Origin of the sequence: Paracidovorax oryzae ATCC 19882, assembly GCF_000687165.1 — a bacterium.
In the GTDB taxonomy this organism is placed as follows: Bacteria; Pseudomonadota; Gammaproteobacteria; order Burkholderiales; family Burkholderiaceae_C; genus Paracidovorax; species Paracidovorax oryzae.
In genome coordinates this window covers 170,738-187,535 of sequence record NZ_JMKU01000001.1, presented here as the reverse complement: position 1 = coordinate 187,535, position 16,798 = coordinate 170,738, and the positions used below count along the sequence as shown (strand labels likewise).

General features: G+C 70.4%; 16 protein-coding genes. 7 read left to right on the top strand and 9 right to left on the bottom strand.

What is annotated here, in order from left to right:
- The first annotated feature begins 127 nt into the window (after positions 1 to 127).
- The gene (gene alaS / locus T336_RS0100795) at positions 128 to 2,758 is read left to right on the top strand and encodes an alanine--tRNA ligase (RefSeq protein WP_026431145.1); all 2,631 of its coding nucleotides are present in this window, start codon (positions 128 to 130) and stop codon (positions 2,756 to 2,758) included.
- A 78-nt stretch (positions 2,759 to 2,836) separates the two neighbouring features.
- Here alaS and T336_RS0100790 read toward each other — a convergent pair whose 3' ends face one another.
- The 5 genes from T336_RS0100790 to T336_RS0100770 all read right to left on the bottom strand — a co-directional run bounded on the left by T336_RS0100790 (position 2,837) and on the right by T336_RS0100770 (position 7,830).
- Positions 2,837 to 3,880, bottom strand: a complete 1,044-nt coding sequence (locus T336_RS0100790) for a GGDEF domain-containing protein (RefSeq protein WP_026431144.1) — start codon at positions 3,878 to 3,880, stop codon at positions 2,837 to 2,839.
- A 43-nt stretch (positions 3,881 to 3,923) separates the two neighbouring features.
- A complete protein-coding gene (trmB, locus tag T336_RS0100785; RefSeq protein WP_209435927.1) occupies positions 3,924 to 4,709 on the bottom strand; it encodes a tRNA (guanosine(46)-N7)-methyltransferase TrmB in 786 nt (261 codons plus the stop codon).
- On the bottom strand, positions 4,679 to 5,689 hold the full coding sequence (gene gluQRS / locus T336_RS0100780; RefSeq protein WP_026431142.1) for a tRNA glutamyl-Q(34) synthetase GluQRS: 1,011 nt from the start codon (positions 5,687 to 5,689) through the stop codon (positions 4,679 to 4,681). Before gluQRS ends, trmB begins: the two co-directional genes overlap by 31 nt.
- On the bottom strand, positions 5,686 to 6,795 hold the full coding sequence (locus tag T336_RS0100775) for an NAD(P)/FAD-dependent oxidoreductase (RefSeq protein ID WP_026431141.1): 1,110 nt from the start codon (positions 6,793 to 6,795) through the stop codon (positions 5,686 to 5,688). Before T336_RS0100775 ends, gluQRS begins: the two co-directional genes overlap by 4 nt.
- Positions 6,796 to 6,882: 87 nt before the next feature.
- Positions 6,883 to 7,830: a LysR family transcriptional regulator gene (locus tag T336_RS0100770; protein WP_013594675.1), complete on the bottom strand. Its 948-nt coding sequence runs from the start codon at positions 7,828 to 7,830 to the stop codon at positions 6,883 to 6,885.
- A gap of 99 nt (positions 7,831 to 7,929) precedes the next feature.
- Between T336_RS0100770 and T336_RS0100765 the strand changes: the two genes are divergently transcribed.
- The 3 genes from T336_RS0100765 to T336_RS0100755 all read left to right on the top strand — a co-directional run bounded on the left by T336_RS0100765 (position 7,930) and on the right by T336_RS0100755 (position 10,297).
- Complete coding sequence (locus T336_RS0100765) at positions 7,930 to 8,640, top strand: pirin family protein (RefSeq protein ID WP_026431140.1); 711 nt, start codon at positions 7,930 to 7,932, stop codon at positions 8,638 to 8,640.
- A gap of 49 nt (positions 8,641 to 8,689) precedes the next feature.
- Complete coding sequence (locus T336_RS0100760; protein ID WP_019702020.1) at positions 8,690 to 9,244, top strand: flavodoxin family protein; 555 nt, start codon at positions 8,690 to 8,692, stop codon at positions 9,242 to 9,244.
- Positions 9,245 to 9,346: 102 nt separating this feature from the next.
- Positions 9,347 to 10,297: a pirin family protein gene (locus T336_RS0100755; protein WP_026431139.1), complete on the top strand. Its 951-nt coding sequence runs from the start codon at positions 9,347 to 9,349 to the stop codon at positions 10,295 to 10,297.
- A gap of 54 nt (positions 10,298 to 10,351) precedes the next feature.
- Here the strand turns inward: T336_RS0100755 and T336_RS0100750 are convergent, their stop codons facing one another.
- The 4 genes from T336_RS0100750 to T336_RS0100735 all read right to left on the bottom strand — a co-directional run bounded on the left by T336_RS0100750 (position 10,352) and on the right by T336_RS0100735 (position 14,560).
- Positions 10,352 to 11,125 carry a sulfurtransferase gene (locus T336_RS0100750; RefSeq protein ID WP_019701233.1) on the bottom strand — a complete coding sequence of 258 codons (774 nt, stop codon included), beginning with the start codon at positions 11,123 to 11,125 and terminating at the stop codon, positions 10,352 to 10,354.
- A gap of 42 nt (positions 11,126 to 11,167) precedes the next feature.
- A complete protein-coding gene (locus tag T336_RS0100745; protein ID WP_026431138.1) occupies positions 11,168 to 11,995 on the bottom strand; it encodes a MinD/ParA family protein in 828 nt (275 codons plus the stop codon).
- Positions 11,996 to 12,005: 10 nt separating this feature from the next.
- Positions 12,006 to 12,749, bottom strand: a complete 744-nt coding sequence (locus T336_RS0100740; protein ID WP_013594681.1) for a GGDEF domain-containing protein — start codon at positions 12,747 to 12,749, stop codon at positions 12,006 to 12,008.
- An 83-nt stretch (positions 12,750 to 12,832) separates the two neighbouring features.
- Positions 12,833 to 14,560: a SulP family inorganic anion transporter gene (locus tag T336_RS0100735; protein WP_026431136.1), complete on the bottom strand. Its 1,728-nt coding sequence runs from the start codon at positions 14,558 to 14,560 to the stop codon at positions 12,833 to 12,835.
- 114 nt (positions 14,561 to 14,674) lie between these two features.
- Here T336_RS0100735 and T336_RS0100730 point away from each other — a divergent pair, with 114 nt between their 5' ends.
- The 3 genes from T336_RS0100730 to T336_RS0100720 all read left to right on the top strand — a co-directional run bounded on the left by T336_RS0100730 (position 14,675) and on the right by T336_RS0100720 (position 16,764).
- Complete coding sequence (locus tag T336_RS0100730; protein WP_019701236.1) at positions 14,675 to 15,151, top strand: BON domain-containing protein; 477 nt, start codon at positions 14,675 to 14,677, stop codon at positions 15,149 to 15,151.
- Positions 15,152 to 15,187: 36 nt separating this feature from the next.
- On the top strand, positions 15,188 to 16,429 hold the full coding sequence (locus T336_RS0100725; RefSeq protein ID WP_019701237.1) for a PLP-dependent transferase: 1,242 nt from the start codon (positions 15,188 to 15,190) through the stop codon (positions 16,427 to 16,429).
- A gap of 137 nt (positions 16,430 to 16,566) precedes the next feature.
- Complete coding sequence (locus T336_RS0100720) at positions 16,567 to 16,764, top strand: hypothetical protein (RefSeq protein WP_019701238.1); 198 nt, start codon at positions 16,567 to 16,569, stop codon at positions 16,762 to 16,764.
- Positions 16,765 to 16,798: the final 34 nt, after the last annotated feature.

The window sequence follows — 16,798 nt, the reverse complement described above, 5'->3', positions numbered from 1 at the left end:
GGCCCCGCGGCGCGGCGAACGGCGGGCCCGGCTCGATAGAATCGGGGGTTACGCTTCACAACCATCCCCGCGGCTGCTTTCACCCGCAGCGCGCTCCACGCACTCGAGGCTCGCAGCCCTTTCGCCCATGACGAAACCGACCCCGCCGTCGTCCGTTGCCGACATCCGCAAGAGTTTTCTGGACTTCTTCGCCTCCAAGGGCCACACCGTGGTGCCGTCCAGCCCGCTGGTGCCGGGCAACGACCCCACGCTGATGTTCACCAACTCCGGCATGGTGCAGTTCAAGGACGTGTTCCTGGGCACCGACAAGCGCCCCTACGTGCGGGCCACGTCCGTGCAGGCCTGCCTGCGCGCGGGCGGCAAGCACAATGACCTGGAGAACGTGGGCTACACCGCGCGCCACCACACCTTCTTCGAGATGCTGGGCAACTGGTCCTTCGGCGACTACTTCAAACGCGAATCGCTGAAGTGGGCCTGGGAGCTGCTCACCGAGGTCTATGGCCTGCCGAAGGAGCGCCTGCTCGCCACCGTGTATGCCGAGGACGACGAGGCCTACGACATCTGGACGAAGGAGATCGGCCTGCCGCCCGAGCGCGTGATCCGCATCGGCGACAACAAGGGCGGACGCTACAAGTCCGACAACTTCTGGATGATGGCCGACACCGGCCCCTGCGGCCCGTGCTCCGAGATCTTCTACGACCACGGCCCCCACATCCCCGGCGGCCCCCCGGGCAGCCCCGATGAGGACGGCGACCGCTTCATCGAGATCTGGAACAACGTGTTCATGCAGTTCGACATGGCGGAAGACGGCTCCGTCACGCCGCTGCCCGCGCCCTGCGTCGATACGGGCATGGGCCTGGAGCGCCTCGCGGCCATCCTGCAGCACGTGCACAGCAACTACGAGATCGACCTGTTCGCCGCGCTCATCCAGGCGGCCGGGCGCGAGACCGGCACGGCCGACCTCGCCAACCCGTCGCTCAAGGTGATCGCCGACCACATCCGCGCCACCGCGTTCCTGGTGAGCGACGGCGTGATCCCCAGCAACGAAGGCCGCGGCTACGTGCAGCGCCGCATCGTGCGCCGCGCCATCCGCCACGGCTACAAGCTCGGCCGCAAGACGCCGTTCTTCCACAAGCTCGTGAAGGACCTCGTCGCGCAGATGGGTGACGCCTATCCGAAGCTGCGCGAGCAGGAGCAGCGCATCACCGAAGTGCTCAAGGCCGAGGAAGAGCGCTTCTTCGAGACGCTCGCCAACGGCATGGACATCCTCGACGCGGCCCTGGGCGGCGGCGCGAAGGTGCTGCCCGGCGATGTGGCCTTCAAGCTGCACGACACCTACGGCTTCCCGCTCGACCTGACCAACGACGTCTGCCGCGAGCGCGGCGTGACGGTGGACGAGGACGGCTTCAATGCCGCCATGGACCGCCAGAAGGCCCAGGCCCGTGCCGCCGGCAAGTTCAAGATGGACAAGGCGCTCGACTATGCAGGCGAGGCCAACCGCTTCAGCGGCTACGACGGCCTGACCGAAAGCGCGAAGATCGTGGCGATCTACGTGGACGGCACGAGCGCCCAGGCGCTGGAGGCCGGCCAGAGCGGCGTGGTGGTGCTCGACAACACCCCGTTCTATGCCGAAAGCGGCGGGCAGGTGGGCGACCAGGGCGTGATCCACGCCGGTGGCGCGCGCTTCGCCGTGGACGACACGCTCAAGATCCGCGCCGACGTCTATGGCCACCACGGGCGCCTGGAGTCCGGCGCGCTGCGCGTGGGCGATGCCGTGCAGGCGGAGGTCGATGCCGCGCTGCGCGCCGCGACCATGCGCAACCATTCGGTCACGCACATCATGCACAAGGCCCTGCGCGAGGTGTTGGGCGATCACGTGCAGCAGAAGGGCTCGCTGGTGAACGCCGAGCGCACGCGCTTCGACTTCGCGCACAACGCGCCGGTCACCGACGCCCAGATCCGCGAGATCGAGCGCCGCGTGAACGAGGAGATCCTCGCCAACACGCCGACCGGCGCCCGCGTGATGGACATCGAATCCGCCCAGAAGACCGGCGCCATGATGCTGTTCGGCGAGAAGTACGGCGAGACCGTGCGCGTGCTGGACATCGGCACCAGCCGCGAGCTGTGCGGCGGCACGCACGTCGCCCGCACGGGCGACATCGGCCTGTTCAAGGTGGTGGGCGAGAGCGGCGTGGCCGCGGGCGTGCGCCGCATCGAGGCGGTGACGGGCGCGGGCGCGCTGGCCTATCTGCAGCAACTGGAAGATACCGTCGCCAGGGCGGCGGGCGTGCTGCGGGCACCCGCCGCGGAGATCACCGGCCGCATCGGCCAGGCGCTCGACCAGGTCAAGGCGCTGGAGCGCGAAGTGGCGGCCCTCAAGGGCAAGCTGGCTTCCAGCCAGGGCGACGAACTGGCCGGCCAGGCCGTGGACGTGAAGGGCCTGAAGGTGCTGGCCGCCACGCTGCCGGGCGCTGACGCCAAGACCCTGCGCGACACCATGGACAAGCTCAAGGACAAGCTCAAGAGCGCGGCCATCGTGCTCGCGGCGGTGGACGGCGCCAAGGTGCAGATCGCCGCGGGCGTCACGCCGGACGCGATGGCGAAGGTGAAGGCCGGCGAACTGGTGAACTTCGTTGCCAGCCAGGTGGGCGGCAAGGGCGGCGGCAAGCCCGACATGGCGATGGCCGGCGGCACCGATGCCGCGGCGCTGCCCGCGGCGCTGGCCTCCGTGGCCGCCTGGGTGGGCGAACGCGCCTGACCGGGCTGCCGTGCCCAATGCAAAAAGGCCCGCGCGTGCGGGCCTTTTGCTTTCGTGGGGATGCCTGGAGCGTGCCGGTCAGAACAGTTCGACGTTGTCGTTCGCGACCTTGGCGTGCAGATGGCCATCGCGCACCAGGTCGTCGTAATAGCACACGCGGTTGCGGCCATGTTCCTTGGCGTAGTAGAGCGCCTGGTCCGCCTGGCCCAGGATCTCCACCGGGGCCCCGCGCTCCGTGCTGGCGAAACCCAGGCTCACCGTGACGCGGCCCACCTGCGGGAAATCGTATTCCTGCACGGCGGTGCGGAACCGGTTGAAGGCCTTGTGGGCGGTGGCGAGCGTCGTCGAGCGCAGCAGGACGACGAATTCCTCCCCGCCGAAGCGGAAGATGCGGTCGTGCCCGCGGAAGGAGTTGCGCAGGATGTTGGCGATCAGGATCAGCACCTCGTCGCCATACAGGTGCCCGAAGCGGTCGTTGACCTGCTTGAAGTGGTCGATGTCCACCACCGCCAGCCAGTGCTGCAGCGGCTCGCCGCGCGGCTGGGATGCATCGTCCTGCTCGGTGGATACCTCGGTCGCAGCGTTGCTGGACATGCCGGCGCGCCGTGCGAACTGCTCGTCGAAGGTCTTGCGGTTGAACAGGCCGGTCAGCGCGTCGCGCTCGCTGTAGTCCAGCAGGCTCTGGTAGTTCTGGTAGACGAAGAAGACGCTCTGGATCACGTCGAGCTTGTGGGCCGAGAACGGCCGCGACTGCGTGACCTCGATGCAGGCATGCACCTTGTCGTGCAGCCACACCGGCAGCCACAGCATGTGCTCGCCGCGCCGCACGGACTGCAGCACGTGCGGCCGGCGCTGGGCGATGCATTCGTGCAGCGCCGGGAACGCCGACAGGGGCTCGCGGCGCGGATCGACCGGGGCTTCCCAGTCGCTGGTGACCATCTGCCCGTCCTTGTGCCAGGTGCGCGGCCGCACGTAGGCCTCGCTGCCCGACTGGAAGATCTCCAGCGCGCGCACCGCCTTGATGGAAGGGAGCTTGTGCAGGGTGGACAGCACCGACACTTCCAGCCGCAGGTGATCGCGATGGCCGGTCATTTCGACCAGGTTGTCGAGGATGGGCTTCATGGGTGCGGTGCTGGGCGTTGCGAGGGGGCGGGGGCGCTGACTGTCAGGCCACGCGCCGAAAGAGGATATCCCATACGCCGTGGCCCAGGCGCAGCCCGCGGTTCTCGAACTTGGTGAGCGGGCGGTAGTCGGGCTGCGGCGCATAGCCGTCGGCGGTGTTGGCCAGAAGCGGTTCGGCCGAGAGCACCTCCAGCATCTGCTCCGCATAGGGTTGCCAGTCGGTCGCGCAGTGCAGGTAGCCCCCGGGCTTCAGCCGCCGTGCGAGCTTGGCCACCAGCGGTGGCTGGACCAGCCGCCGCTTGTTGTGGCGCTTCTTGTGCCACGGGTCCGGGAAGAAGATGTGCACGCCGTCGAGGCTGCCTTCCGGCAGCATGTGGTCGATCACCTCCACGGCGTCGTGCTGCAGGATGCGGATGTTGGTGAGACCCCGTTCGCCGATGCGCTTGAGCAGGGCGCCGACGCCGGGTTCGTGCACCTCGCAGCAGAGGAAATTGTCCTGCGGCCGCACGCCTGCGATGTGGGCCGTGGCCTCGCCCATGCCGAAGCCGATCTCGAGGACGAGCGGCGCGGCGCGGCCGAAAGCCGCCGGTGCGTCGAGGGGCGCGGGGGCGTAGTCGAGGACGAACTGCGAGCCGAAGGTTTCGAGGGCCTTGGCCTGTCCGGTGGTGGTGCGCCCGGCACGGCGGACGTAGCTCTTGATCGCCTTGGGAAAGGCAACGCCAGCGGGCGGGGAACCGTTGCCGGCAGGCGCGGGCGAAGGGGCAAGGCCGGTATCGGCCGGAGTGGGATGCGTAACTGTCACGATGACTGATTGTAGATTCGCGACCATGCCTGCGCCCACCACGCCAGCGCCTCGCCGACGGTGGTGTCGTGCGGATGCTGCAGAGGCGGCAACCCCAGTACGCAGGCCGCGGCCCCGAGCGCTGCCACGGGATCGGCGGTGTCCACGGCGGGCGCTCCGTGCTGCTTGGACAGCTTCTCGCCATCTGGCGCGCGCACGAGCGGCGTATGCAGGTAGATGGGCGCCGCGGCGCCCAGCGCATGCTGCAGCAGGAGCTGCCGGGGCGTGTTGTCCAGGAGGTCTTCCCCGCGCACCACGTGCGTCACCCCCTGGTCTGCATCGTCCACCACCACCGCGAGCTGGTAGGCCCAGAGCCCGTCCGCCCGGCGCAGCACGAAATCGCCCACCACCTCCGCCACGTCCTGCCGGCGCGCTCCCAGGCGCCGGTCGGTCCAGGCCACGCCACCGGCATCGATCGCAGGGCATCCCGGCGCCCCGGCGACACCCGCGGGCGGTGCAAGTTCTTTCTGGTATTCCGTTGTCCGGAACCTCCAGGACCGCGGTGGCCGCCCACCCAGTCCGGCGCGGCAGGTGCCAGGGTAGGGCAGTTCCGAATGGCGGTCGCGGGACCCATGGCTCAGCCGGTGGGCGCGCTCGATGTCCGCGCGGGTGCAGGCACAGGGGTAGGCGAGTCCCGCGTGCGTCAGCCGCTCCAGCTGTCCGGCATACCGCCCGTGGCGTGCCGACTGCCACCACACCGCCCCGTCCGGCACGAGGCCGCAGTCCGCCAGTTGCCGCAGGATCGTCTCCGCCGCGCCGGGCTGGCAGCGGGGCGTATCCACATCCTCGATGCGCACCAGCCAGGTTCCGCCATGGCCCCCGTCCGCGGAGCGCGCGTCCAGCCAGCTGGCCAGCGCCGCCACCAGCGAGCCGGCATGCAGGGGTCCGGTGGGCGAGGGCGCGAAACGGCCGACATAGCGCCTGCCTGCGGCGGGTGCTTGCGTGGACGCGGCCGGGAAGGCGCTCATGCCACCGCGAGCGCGAGTTCGAGCCCCGCAACGAAGGCATCCTCGACCCGGTGGCCCAGGCACCAGTCGCCGGCCAGGCCGATGCCGGCCGCCGCGTCCCACAGGTGGCTCTGCCCCAGCGGCCGCGTCGTCTGCGCATCGGGCCAGTACAGCACTTCCGCATGCGAGGGCGTGGCGCGCAGGCCGGTCACTTCCGCGAAGGCCTTGATCAGCTTGGCCTGCACGCGGGCGGGTGCATCGCCCTGGTGCTCGGACGACCATGCGGGGCTGGCCTGCACCGTCCAGCGCTCCACCGAGGCGCGGCCCGGCTTCGACGATTCGCGCGCCACCCACGCGATGCGATGGTGCGTGCTGCGCGCGGCGTTCCATTGCGGGCCCAGCGTGGTGAGGCCGGGCTGCACCGCGTGGGGATAGGCCACCATCAGCGTCCAGCAGGGGGCCGCTTCGACCGCCTGCAGCCGTTGCGCGAACGCCGGGGCGATGCCCGAAGACTCCAGCAGGGCGCGGGCCTGGGCCGCCGGGATGAGCAGCAGCACCGCGTCGAAGCCGGGATGGACCTGCTGCGCGCCGTCCCGCGAGCGGGTCTGCAACTGCCAGCGGCCCGGTTGAAGGGGGTCGGGGCCGATGCCGGCGACCTGCGCATCGGCCAGCAGGCGGCCGGCCTGCGCCAGCGGCTGGGCCCACGCGGCCAGCAGGGACTGCATGCCCGGCGTGGCCACCCAGTGCGGTTCGCGCGGCGGCGGCGCGGCGGCGGCCGTGCGGCCGGCAGCGTCCAGCACCTTGACGGTGGTTGCGCTCCACGGGCGGCACAGCCCGGGCACGGTTTCCAGGGCGTGCGCGAAGCGCGCATCGCGCACCGTGAAGTACTGGGCGCCGGCATCGAATCCCCCGAACGGCGATTCCACCGTCGCCATCCTGCCGCCCGGGTGGCGGGCCTGCTCGAAGACGACCGGCGCATGGCCGGCCTGCGCCAGGGTGCGCGCGCAGGCGATGCCGGCCATGCCCGCGCCGACCACGGCGATGCGCCGGGCGGACGGGGGCTGCCCTCCGGGGCCGGCGGAAGCGCCGCGGGAAGGAGTGCGGGAACGGGAGCGGGAAGACGTCATGGTCCGGCCTTTCATGGATGCATGGATGCGAGACGCCGCGGTGGTCGCGGATGAAGCCACTCTACACGGCGCTTGCGATGGCGCGGCTCAGAATGGATGGTGGTTTTCCAGCAGGGCCTCGCGGGTGGCGGGGCTCTCGAGCTGCTGCAGCCACCATGTCAGCGCGCGGCCCGGCGGGGCATGCCCGGGGCCGCCCCAGGCATAGTGCAGGCGCACGCGGCGCGCAGGCCGCGCGACCTCGCGGACCACCAGCCGCCCCGCCTCGACGTAGGGCCGCACCATGGGCTCCGGAAGGAACCCGGCGCCCAGCCCGCGCAACTGGGCCTGCAGCTTGGTCTGCATGCTGTCCACCGTGAACACGTCCTGGCCGCCCAGCAGGCCCATGGTCACGCCGCCATGCTGCGCCGAATCGGCCACGGCGATGGCCCGGTGCTGGCGCAGCACCGTGTCGGTGAGCGGGCCGGGCGCGGTGGCGAGCGGATGGTGCGGCGCCACGGTGAAGAGGAACAGCAGGTCGCCGATCACCTTGCCCTGCACGCCGGAGGCGTTGGTGGCGTTCACCGCCACGCCCAGCGCCAGGTCCGCCCGGCCGGAGGTCAGGGCCTCGAGCGTGCCCGTGAGGATGTCGTCGCGCAGCTTGAGCCGGGTCGGCGGCGACTGCGCATAGAAGGCCTCCACGAGTTCCAGCAGGGTGGTGGGGGAAATCACGCCGTCCACCGCGATGGTGAGCTGGGGCTCCCACCCGGTCGCCACCCGGCGCACGCGGTGCGCGACGGCCTCCACCTCCTCGAGCAGCCGGGCCCCTTCGCGCAGCAGTTCGCTGCCCGCCTCGGTGGGCCGCGCCTGGCGGGCGCTGCGGTCGAACAGCAGCACGTCCAGCGCTTCCTCGATCTGCCGCACCCGGTAGGTGAGCGCACTGGGCACCACGCCGAGCTGCCGCGCAGCCGCGGCGAAGCTGCCGGTTTCCGCGATCACCTGCAGCATGGCCAGGCTGTCGGGCGTGAGGGCGTCGCGGGCGGGAGGCGGAACGGTCATCGGGCAGGGCTTCAAAGGTTTTGAATGATGCCTTCAATCACACTGCGCCCGCAAGCCGCATCCCGCTCCTAAAGTGCCAGCACTGTCCGAAACCCGCCCATGCTGACCGTCCGCAAATCGTGCGACCGGGGCCATGCCGACCACGGCTGGCTGCGATCGCTCCATAGCTTCTCCTTCGCCGGCTACCACGACCCCCGCTATATGGGCTTCGGCAACCTGCATGCGCTGAACGAGGAATGGATCGCCCCCGGCGCCGGGCTGGGCCTGCACGGCCACCGCGACATGGAGATCCTCAGCTATGTGCTCTCCGGCCAACTGGGCAGCCGGGACTGCAGCGGCCGCGTGCAATCGGTCGCTGCGGGCCGCGTGCAGCGCATGGCGGGGGGCGAAGGCGCCACCCATGCCGAATTCAACCCGCTGCCCGACCAGCCCGCGCACTACCTGCAGATCTGGATCGCGCCGCAGGTAGCGGGCAGGGCGCGGGAATACGCACAGGTGCCCGGCCCCGCGGACCGCGGGAGCGGCCGGCTGCATCTGCTGGCGGCCCCGCAGGCCCGGCCCGGCGTGCTGTTCCTGCAGGCCGACGCCTGTGTCTATGCGGGCCTGTTCGACGGCGGGGGTGGCGACGAGCTGCCGCTGGACCCCGCCCGCAAATGCTACGTGCACCTGTTGAGCGGCACGCTGCAGGCCAACGGCAGCCTGCTGGCCGCGGGCGACGCCGCCTTCGTCGAGCGCGAGCGCCGGCTGGCCCTGGGGCAGGGTTGCGGTGCCGAGGTGCTGGTATTCGATCTCGCTGCACGGGAACGCTGAAGCGCTCCGGACGCGGCATATTTCCCTTTCCCCCACTAGGAGTCATTCCATGGCAAAGATCGCAGTCGTCTTTCATTCCGGCTACGGCCACACCCAGCGCCTGGCACAGGCCGTCGCTGAGGGCGCCAACGCCCAGCTCATCGCCATCGACGCGGACGGCAACCTGCCCGAGGGCGGCTGGGAGGCCCTGGCCGATGCCGACGGCATCATCTTCGGCACCCCGACGTACATGGGCAGCCCGAGCTGGCAGTTCAAGAAGTTCGCGGATGCGTCCTCCAAGGCCTGGTTCGGCCGCGCATGGCAGGACAAGGTGTTCGGCGGCTTCACCAACAGCGCCAGCCTGAACGGCGACAAGCAGGTGACCCTGATCGCCCTGCAGACGCTGGCCTCGCAGCACGGCGGCATCTGGGTGAGCCTGGGCATGCTGCCCGCCAACAGCAAGGCGGCCACGCGCAACGATCCCAACAACCTGGGCGGCTCCGTCGGCATGCTGGCGCAGTCGCCCTCGGACGCGAGCGTGCAGGAAATGCTGCCCGGCGACCTGGAAACCGGCCGGGCCTACGGGGCGCGCGTCGCCCGCATCGCGCAGCAGCTGCGCGGCTGATCCGGTACACGCCGGTGCGCCGCGGGCGTTGCCGGCGCATGGCTTTTTCCCCGACGGCGGGTTACGCTGTCGGCGCCCCCCCCGTCACCGAAAGGATCTCCCGTGGATACGCCTGTGCCCCTGCCTCCGTCTGCCGGCGAGGCCGCGCCGCCCTTCATGCTGCTCGGCGGCCATGCCAAGGACCTGGGCGGCGGCTTCGTGGTGCGCAGGCTGCTGCCCGCGCTGCAGCGCCGCTCCATCGGGCCTTTCGTGTTCTTCGACCATTTCGGGCCGGTCACGGTCGAGCCCGCGTCCGAATACGACGTGCGGCCCCATCCGCATATCGGGCTGGCCACGGTCACGTACCTGTTCGAGGGGGCGATCACGCACCGCGACAGCCTGGGATCCGGCTGCGAGATCGCTCCCGGCGCCATCAACTGGATGACGGCGGGCCGCGGCATCGTGCATTCCGAGCGGCGCCCCGAGCGGCTGCGCAGCGCGGCCTACGTGAACCACGGGCTGCAGCTGTGGGCGGCGCTGCCCGAGGCGCATGCCGAGGTGGAGCCCTCGTTCGTCCACACGCCCGCGGAAGCCATCCCGGAAATCCACGACGGCCAGGGCGTGCGTGTGCGCGTGCTGGTCGGCAGCGCCTTCGGGGCCACGTCGCCCGTCGCCACCCTCGCGCCCACGCTCTATCTCGACATCCTGCTGCCCGCGGGCGCCGAACTGCGGCTGCCGCCGCTGGCCGAGGAAATGGCCGTGTATGCCGTGGAAGGCGCCTGCAGGCTGGAGGACGGCGCCGGGCGCCCGGCCGACCTGCCCGCCGGCATGCTCGCGATTCCACAGGCCCCCGGCCCGGTGCGGCTGCAGGAGGCCACGGGCAGCGGGCCCGCGCGCTGCGTGGTCATTGGCGGCGCACCGCTCGATGGCCCGCGGCACATCTGGTGGAATTTCGTGTCCTCGCGCAAGGAACGCATCGTCCAGGCGGCCGACGACTGGGACGCCATGCGCATGGGAACGGTGCCGGGTGATCCTGAGCGCATTCCGCTGCCGGAGCGGCACTTCAAGCGCTGACCTGCACGCGCCGATCCTGCCGCAGGCAGGCCGGCGCCGCCTGCCTGCCGAGGCCTATGCGGAGGCCGGCCCGTCCACGGGGCCCGATCCGGATTCCGACAGGTCGGGCGCCAGCACTTCGCGCTCGTCGAAGACGAAGCACCCGCCCCGGTAGTGGGCTCCATCGGTCTGCTCGAAGTATTTCAGGATGCCGCCCTCGAGCTGGTACACATGCCCGATGCCTTCCTCGCGCATGAGGATGGCCGCCTTCTCGCAGCGAATGCCGCCGGTGCAGAAGCTCACCACCGTCTTGCCTTCGAGCTCCGCCTTGTGGGCGCGCAGCGCGGGCGGGAATTCGGTGAATTTCCCGATACGCCAGTCGATGGCGCCCTCGAAAGTGCCGTGGTCCACCTCGAAGGCATTGCGGGTGTCCAGCGTCACCACGGGGCGGCCCGTGTCGTCGTGGCCCTGCGCGAGCCAGCGCCGCAGCGTGGGCGCATCCACGGAGGGTGCACGCCCTTCGGCGGGCCGGATGGCGGGATGGTCCATGCGGATGATCTCGCGCTTGACCTTCACCAGCATCTTGCGGAAGGGCTGGGACGCCGACCAGCTCTCCTTCGGTTCCAGCGCGGCGAAGCGCGCATCCGCATCCCGCAGCCACTGCACGAAGCCCCGCACCGCGTGCGCCGGCCCGGCCAGGAACATGTTGATGCCTTCTTCCGCCAGCAGGATGGTGCCCTTGAGGCCGTCTTCCATGCACCGCGCATGCAGGCGGTCGCGCAGCGGTCCGGCGTCGGGCAGCGGAACGAACAGGTAGCAGGAGATGTTGAGGACGTCGTCGTGGTGCATCGCGATGGAGCGCGCCGGACAGGCATGCCGCCTGCCGGCCCTTCAGGCTGCCGGCGTGAGCAGCGTGGAATCGATCTTGTTGGCCAGCTGCGCGATGGCCAGGGCGGCGGGGCAGCCGGGCATCTGCATCAGCAGCAGCTGGCGCCGCATGACGGCATCGCGCACGGCGGTGTCGGCCGGGATGTCGCCCAGGTGCAGCAGGCGCATCGGGCGGCCCGAATCCGTGCTGACGAAGCGGTCCAGGACCTGCTGGAGCTGGCCCGTGATCGCCCGGCCGTCGCCCGGCCGCGCGGCCTGGTTCACGATCAGGCGCACGTACTGGCGCTTCTGCTGCGTCGCCAGCACCTTGATCGCCGCATACGCGTCGGTCAGGGAGGTGGGCTCGGGCGTGGCCACGATGAGCACTTCCGAGGCGAGCGAGACGGAGAACAGCACCACGTCGGAGATGCCGGCTCCGGTGTCGAGCAGGAGCACGTCGTAGCGCGGCGCGAGCGTCTGGATGACGTTGAGGAACTCGCTGCGCACCTCGGGGGTGAGCCGCGAATACTCGACCATGCCCGATCCGGCGAGCACGACGGAAAATCCGCCGGGCGCCTCGATCACGGCGTCGTTCAGTTCCGCCTTGCCGACGAAGACATCGTGCAGCGTGACCTTGGGATGCAGGTTCAGGACCACGTCGAGGTTCGCGAGGCCGAGATCTGCGTCGAGCACCAGGACGCGGTACCCGCGCCGGGTGAGGGCTGCGGCGAGGTTGGCGGAAACGAAGGTCTTGCCCACGCCTCCCTTGCCGCTGGTGATGGCAATGATGCGGGCACCGGCTGGCGCCTGGGGCGCAGCGGGCGTGGTGCGGGGTGACAGCGCGTCGGTCATCTCTTTGCTTTCAATAGGCGCTGCCTGTGGAATCCAAGGGCGGGGGAAGGTCGCCCCAACCCGAGGGAGTGTACAGCGGGCCGAAAAGCAGGCTCTTCTCCTCGGCGCTCACCGTGCTGTCCGGCTGTTCTTCGATGCTGACCCGGTTGCGTCCCGCCAGCTTGGCCTTGTAGAGCTGGCTGTCGGCGCGCTCCGTCCACAGCAGGGTGGTGCTGCGGATCCACTGGAGCGCGAAGGCGCCGCCGATGCTGACGGTGACGTTGAGCTCGACCGTCGGCGAGATGCGGACCGGCGTGCGCTCGACCGCGCGGCGGATGCGCTCGGCCACCACCTTGCCGAAGCCGGCCTGGCATGCCGGCAGGACCACCGCGAATTCCTCGCCGCCGTAGCGCGACAGGGTGTCCATGGGCCGGACGCAGCGGCTCAGCGTGCGCGCGATCGACTGCAGGACGATGTCGCCGGCCATGTGGCCGTGGGTGTCGTTGACCCGCTTGAAGTTGTCGATGTCGAGCATCAGCAGCAGCGCCGCCTCGCCCGCGCGCGTGACGCGGTCGATCTCGCGCTCGAGCACGGTGCGGAAATGCCGCCGGTTCGCCAGGCCCGTGAGCGGGTCCTTCAGCGACAGTTCGCAGAGCCCGTCGATCAGGCCCTGCAGGTAATGCCGGGGCGATTCCCTGGGGATGGCGGCTTCGGAGCCCAATGCCTGAGCGACCAGGGCGTGCGCCGTCGTCAGGCGCAGGTCGCGCAGGTCCACAAGTGGGGGGGTCGCGGATTCAGACACAAAATGCAACAAACAATGTTCAGGAAGTGTATCAGCGGCTGCCCCGCCATAGGTAACTACAAAGGTAAACGTTGCAACGCCAGCAGGGCTTCGGCGTCGGTGCGGTAAAGCACGAGGCCCGGGCCCTCCAGCAACCCCGCGCGGCGCAGCACCTGCTCGACAGGGAGCTTCATGCCGCTCACGTGCAGGGCTCCACCGTGGGTGCGGGCCAGGGCCCGCAGCCGGCCGAAGCATTCGACGCCGGTCACGTCGATGCGGTTGATCGGGAGGGCGAACAGGCAGATGTGCCGTACCTCGGAATATGCCGCAAGATGTTCCGAAATGCGTTGCTCCAGCGCAGCAGCGGACGCGAAATCGAGCTCTGCATCCATCCGCACGCCCAGCAGTCCGGGTGCGAGCGGCGGCAATTGCCACAGGTGGCGGTCGCGCAGGCTGCCGTCCGGATGAAGCCCGACCTCGATGATGCGCGGGTGCAGCCGCTGGTAGAGGAAGTGGCTCAGGTTCAGCACCAGCCCCGCCAGCACTCCCGAGTACATGCGCGGCGCGGTCGCGAGCGTGAGCAGAAACGTCAGCCCGCCGATGAGGGCCTCCACCCGGGAAATGCGCCACAGCCGCAGCAGCACCGCCGGCTTGATGAGGCTGATGACCGCTGCCACCACCACCGCGGCGAGCACCGACTGCGGCACGTGGTAGAGGGCCGGCGTAAGCCACAGCAGCACCGCCAGGACCAGGGCCAGAGCGAACAGCGTGGCCCAGCCGCTCTTCGCGCCCGCGTACAGGTTGATCGCGGAGCGCGAGAACGACGCGCTTGTCGCGAAACTGCCACAGAAGCCGGACCCCAGCTTCGCCAGGCCGTGCGCGATCAGGTCCTGGTTCTCGTTCCAGCGCGTGCCGCCCTGCTGGTGCTCGACCTTGGCCGAGGAGGCGGTCTCCAGGAAGCTCACGAGGGTGACCACCAGCACGGGCATCAGCAACTGGCCGAACTGGTCCCAGTCCAGCCAGCCCGGCCAGTAGAAGTGCGGCAGCCCGGAAGGCAGGTGGCCCACCACCGCGCCGTCCTGGTCCGCATAGCCCAGTGCGCGGCTTGCCAGGGCCGCCACGCCCACGATGACGATGGCCGAGGGAAAGGTGGGCCGCCAGCGGCGCGCCAGTGTCAGCAGGACCAGGCTGCCGAGCCCGAAGGCCGCTGCCGTGCCGTCGAAGTGGTGGATGGAAGGGGCCGTGGCCACCGCATGCCACGTGGTGCGCAGCCCGAGCAGCGCCGGCAGCTGCGATGCGAGGATGAGCAGCGCGGCGGCCTGGGTGAACCCGTTGAGCACGGGCGACGTGACGAGGTTGAGCAGCCAGCCGAAGCGCACGGCGCCCAGCAGCAGTTGCACCAGCCCCGACAGGATGGCCATCCAGGCCGCCAGGGCCACCCATTCGGCGCTGCCCGGTTCCGCCATGCCGGTGAGGGAGGCCCCGATCAGCAGGGCGGTGAGGGCCGTGGGACCCACGCCCAGACGCGTGGACGAACTCCAGAGCACCGCGATCAGCGCGGGCACGAGGGAAGCGTAGATGCCCGTCACCAGCGGCATGCCGGCCAGGGCCGCGTAGGCCACGCCCTGGGGCACCAGCATCAGCCCAACCGTCATGCCGGCCCAGAACTCTCCGCGCAGCAACCGGGCGTCCGGCCGGGGCCAGGCGAGAAAGGGGAACCAGCGGTGGAGCATGCGCCGGCGGCCGGAGGCGCCGGCATCCGGCGGCGGCGTGGGGGAAAGTGCAGGAGAAGGCGCAGGGGACATGGGGGAGGATTCTCGCCTCAAGCGTCCTACGCCAGCTTAGGCATTGTCCGACCATGGCGCGCTACGGTCGAGCCTAGAGTTTCGCCATATTCCCGACGCTCCAAGGAGATCGCCATGACGCACGCCCACACCCCTTCCTCCAGCTCCGCCCGCAGCCCGCGTGTCATTGCCATCCTGTCGGCCACCGCACTCGCTTTCGGGCTGGCGGCCTGCGACCGCAACGAAGGGCAGACCGTCGGCCAGAAGATCGACGCCACCATCGAGCGCACCGGTGAAGCCGCCTCGGATGCGCAGCGCCGCATGGAGGCCGCCGCCACCGAGGCCAGCCAGGCGTCCCGCCAGGCGGCCGCGCGCGCGGCGGAGGTGATGGACGATGCCGGCATCAGCGCCAAGGTCAAGGCAGGCCTTGCCGAGGATGCCGAACTGAGCGCCATCCGCATCGACGTGGATACCCGCAACGGTATCGTCACCCTGAACGGCCCGGTGAAGAACGACGTGGCGCGCGAGCGCGCGACCCGCATCGCCCAGGGCGTGAAGGGCGTGAACTCCGTGGTGAACCAACTCACGGTCACCCAGGGCACCACGGGCTGATCCGGGGCTGAACCCGGGCGGCGATACCATCGCCGCATGACTTCCTCCGCATCCGACGCCACGCCGGGCTCCGGGCCCGACACCCGCCTGATCCACCACGCGTACACGCCGCCGGCCGGCTTCTGCGCACCGCAGCCGGCCGTGCACAAGGCCTCCACCGTCATCTTCCCGGACGTCGCGGCGATGCGCTCGCGCGAATGGAAGGACAAGACCGGCTACACCTACGGCCTGCACGGCACGCCCACCACCTACATGCTCGAGGAACGCCTTTGCGAGCTGGAAGGCGGCCTGCAGTGCGTGCTGATGCCCAGCGGCCTCGCGGCCATCGCCAACGTGGCGCTGGCGTTGCTGCGCAGCGGCGACGAGGTGCTGATCCCGGACAACGCCTACGGCCCCAACAAGGCGCTGGCCGAGGTGGAACTGGCGCACTACGGCATCCGCCACTCGTACTACGATCCGCTGGATCCCGCCGACCTGGCGGCCCGCATCACGCCCGCCACCCGGCTGGTGTGGCTGGAAGCCCCGGGTTCCGTCACGCTGGAGTTCCCTGACTTGGCCGAACAGGTGCGCATCTGCCGCGACCGCGGCGTGACCACCGCGCTCGACAATACCTGGGGCGCGGGCATCGCCTTCCAGCCCTTCGACCTGCTCGGCGACGGGCGACTGGGCGTGGACATCTCGGTCCATGCCCTGACCAAGTACCCCAGCGGCGGCGGCGACGTGCTCATGGGCAGCGCGATCACCCGCGACCCCGCCCTTCACCTGCGCATCAAGCTCACCCACATGCGGCTGGGCCTGGGCGTGGGCGCCAACGATGCCGAGGCGGTGCTGCGTTCGCTGCCCAGCGTCGGATTGCGGTACCGCGCGCATGACGCGGCGGCACGCGAGCTGGCAGGCTGGATGGCCGGCCAGCCGGCCGTCGCGCAGGTGCTGCACCCCGCGCTGCCCGGGTCTCCGGGGCATGCGCACTGGGCCGCGCTGTGCGCCCGCGGCGCGGGGCAGGGCGCCGCGGCCGGCCTGTTCAGCGTGGTCATCGACGAGCGCCATGGACAGGATCGTGTCGATGCGTTCTGCGACGGCCTGCGGCTCTTCAAGCTCGGCTACAGCTGGGGCGGGCCCATGAGCCTGGTCGTGCCCTACGAACTGCCGACGATGCGCGCGCGCCCCACGCAGCACCTGCGGCCCGGCACCGTGGTGCGCTTTTCCGTGGGTCTGGAGAATGTGGAAGACCTGCGCGGCGACATCGCGCAGTCGCTCGCCGCCGCGTTTCCGGCCTGACGGGCGGGGCGGTCCGGCCGGCCTGCAGGCCGGCCGGCGCGCCATGCCGCATGCCATGCCAGGGCGATGCAAGGGGTCTTGCCGGGCGTGCTGCTACATTGGACCTCCGAACTGCATCCACAAAAGGGGGCTCCACCTTGGCAACACCCAACTACGGCTACGAAAAGCGGCAGCGAGAGCTCGCCAAGAAGAAAAAGAAGGAAGAGAAGGCACTGGCCAAGAACCAGCGCAAGACCGGGGAACATGCCCCGGAATCCGGAGAGGACGGCGAGGCTGTCTCCGGTGGCGAGGAGGGCGGGGCCACTGCTCCGGAAGGCAGCGGCCCGGCCGCCTGACGGGCCCGGCCCTGGCGCCGCCAGGCGCCTGCCC

Bases quoted from the DNA above. Each gene is read 5' to 3' on its own strand.
- trmB (WP_209435927.1), bottom strand. From the start codon at position 4,709: ATGGTCGCGAATCTACAATCAGTCATCGTGACAGTTACGCATCCCACT.
- T336_RS0100765 (WP_026431140.1), top strand. From the start codon at position 7,930: ATGCTGACCGTCCGCAAATCGTGCGACCGGGGCCATGCCGACCACGGC.
- T336_RS0100790 (WP_026431144.1), bottom strand. From the start codon at position 3,880: ATGAAGCCCATCCTCGACAACCTGGTCGAAATGACCGGCCATCGCGAT.
- T336_RS0100730 (WP_019701236.1), top strand. From the start codon at position 14,675: ATGACGCACGCCCACACCCCTTCCTCCAGCTCCGCCCGCAGCCCGCGT.
- T336_RS0100770 (WP_013594675.1), bottom strand. From the start codon at position 7,830: ATGACCGTTCCGCCTCCCGCCCGCGACGCCCTCACGCCCGACAGCCTG.
- T336_RS0100760 (WP_019702020.1), top strand. From the start codon at position 8,690: ATGGCAAAGATCGCAGTCGTCTTTCATTCCGGCTACGGCCACACCCAG.
- T336_RS0100750 (WP_019701233.1), bottom strand. From the start codon at position 11,125: ATGCACCACGACGACGTCCTCAACATCTCCTGCTACCTGTTCGTTCCG.
- gluQRS (WP_026431142.1), bottom strand. From the start codon at position 5,689: ATGAGCGCCTTCCCGGCCGCGTCCACGCAAGCACCCGCCGCAGGCAGG.
- T336_RS0100745 (WP_026431138.1), bottom strand. From the start codon at position 11,995: ATGACCGACGCGCTGTCACCCCGCACCACGCCCGCTGCGCCCCAGGCG.
- T336_RS0100735 (WP_026431136.1), bottom strand. From the start codon at position 14,560: ATGTCCCCTGCGCCTTCTCCTGCACTTTCCCCCACGCCGCCGCCGGAT.
- T336_RS0100775 (WP_026431141.1), bottom strand. From the start codon at position 6,795: ATGACGTCTTCCCGCTCCCGTTCCCGCACTCCTTCCCGCGGCGCTTCC.
- alaS (WP_026431145.1), top strand. From the start codon at position 128: ATGACGAAACCGACCCCGCCGTCGTCCGTTGCCGACATCCGCAAGAGT.
- T336_RS0100725 (WP_019701237.1), top strand. From the start codon at position 15,188: ATGACTTCCTCCGCATCCGACGCCACGCCGGGCTCCGGGCCCGACACC.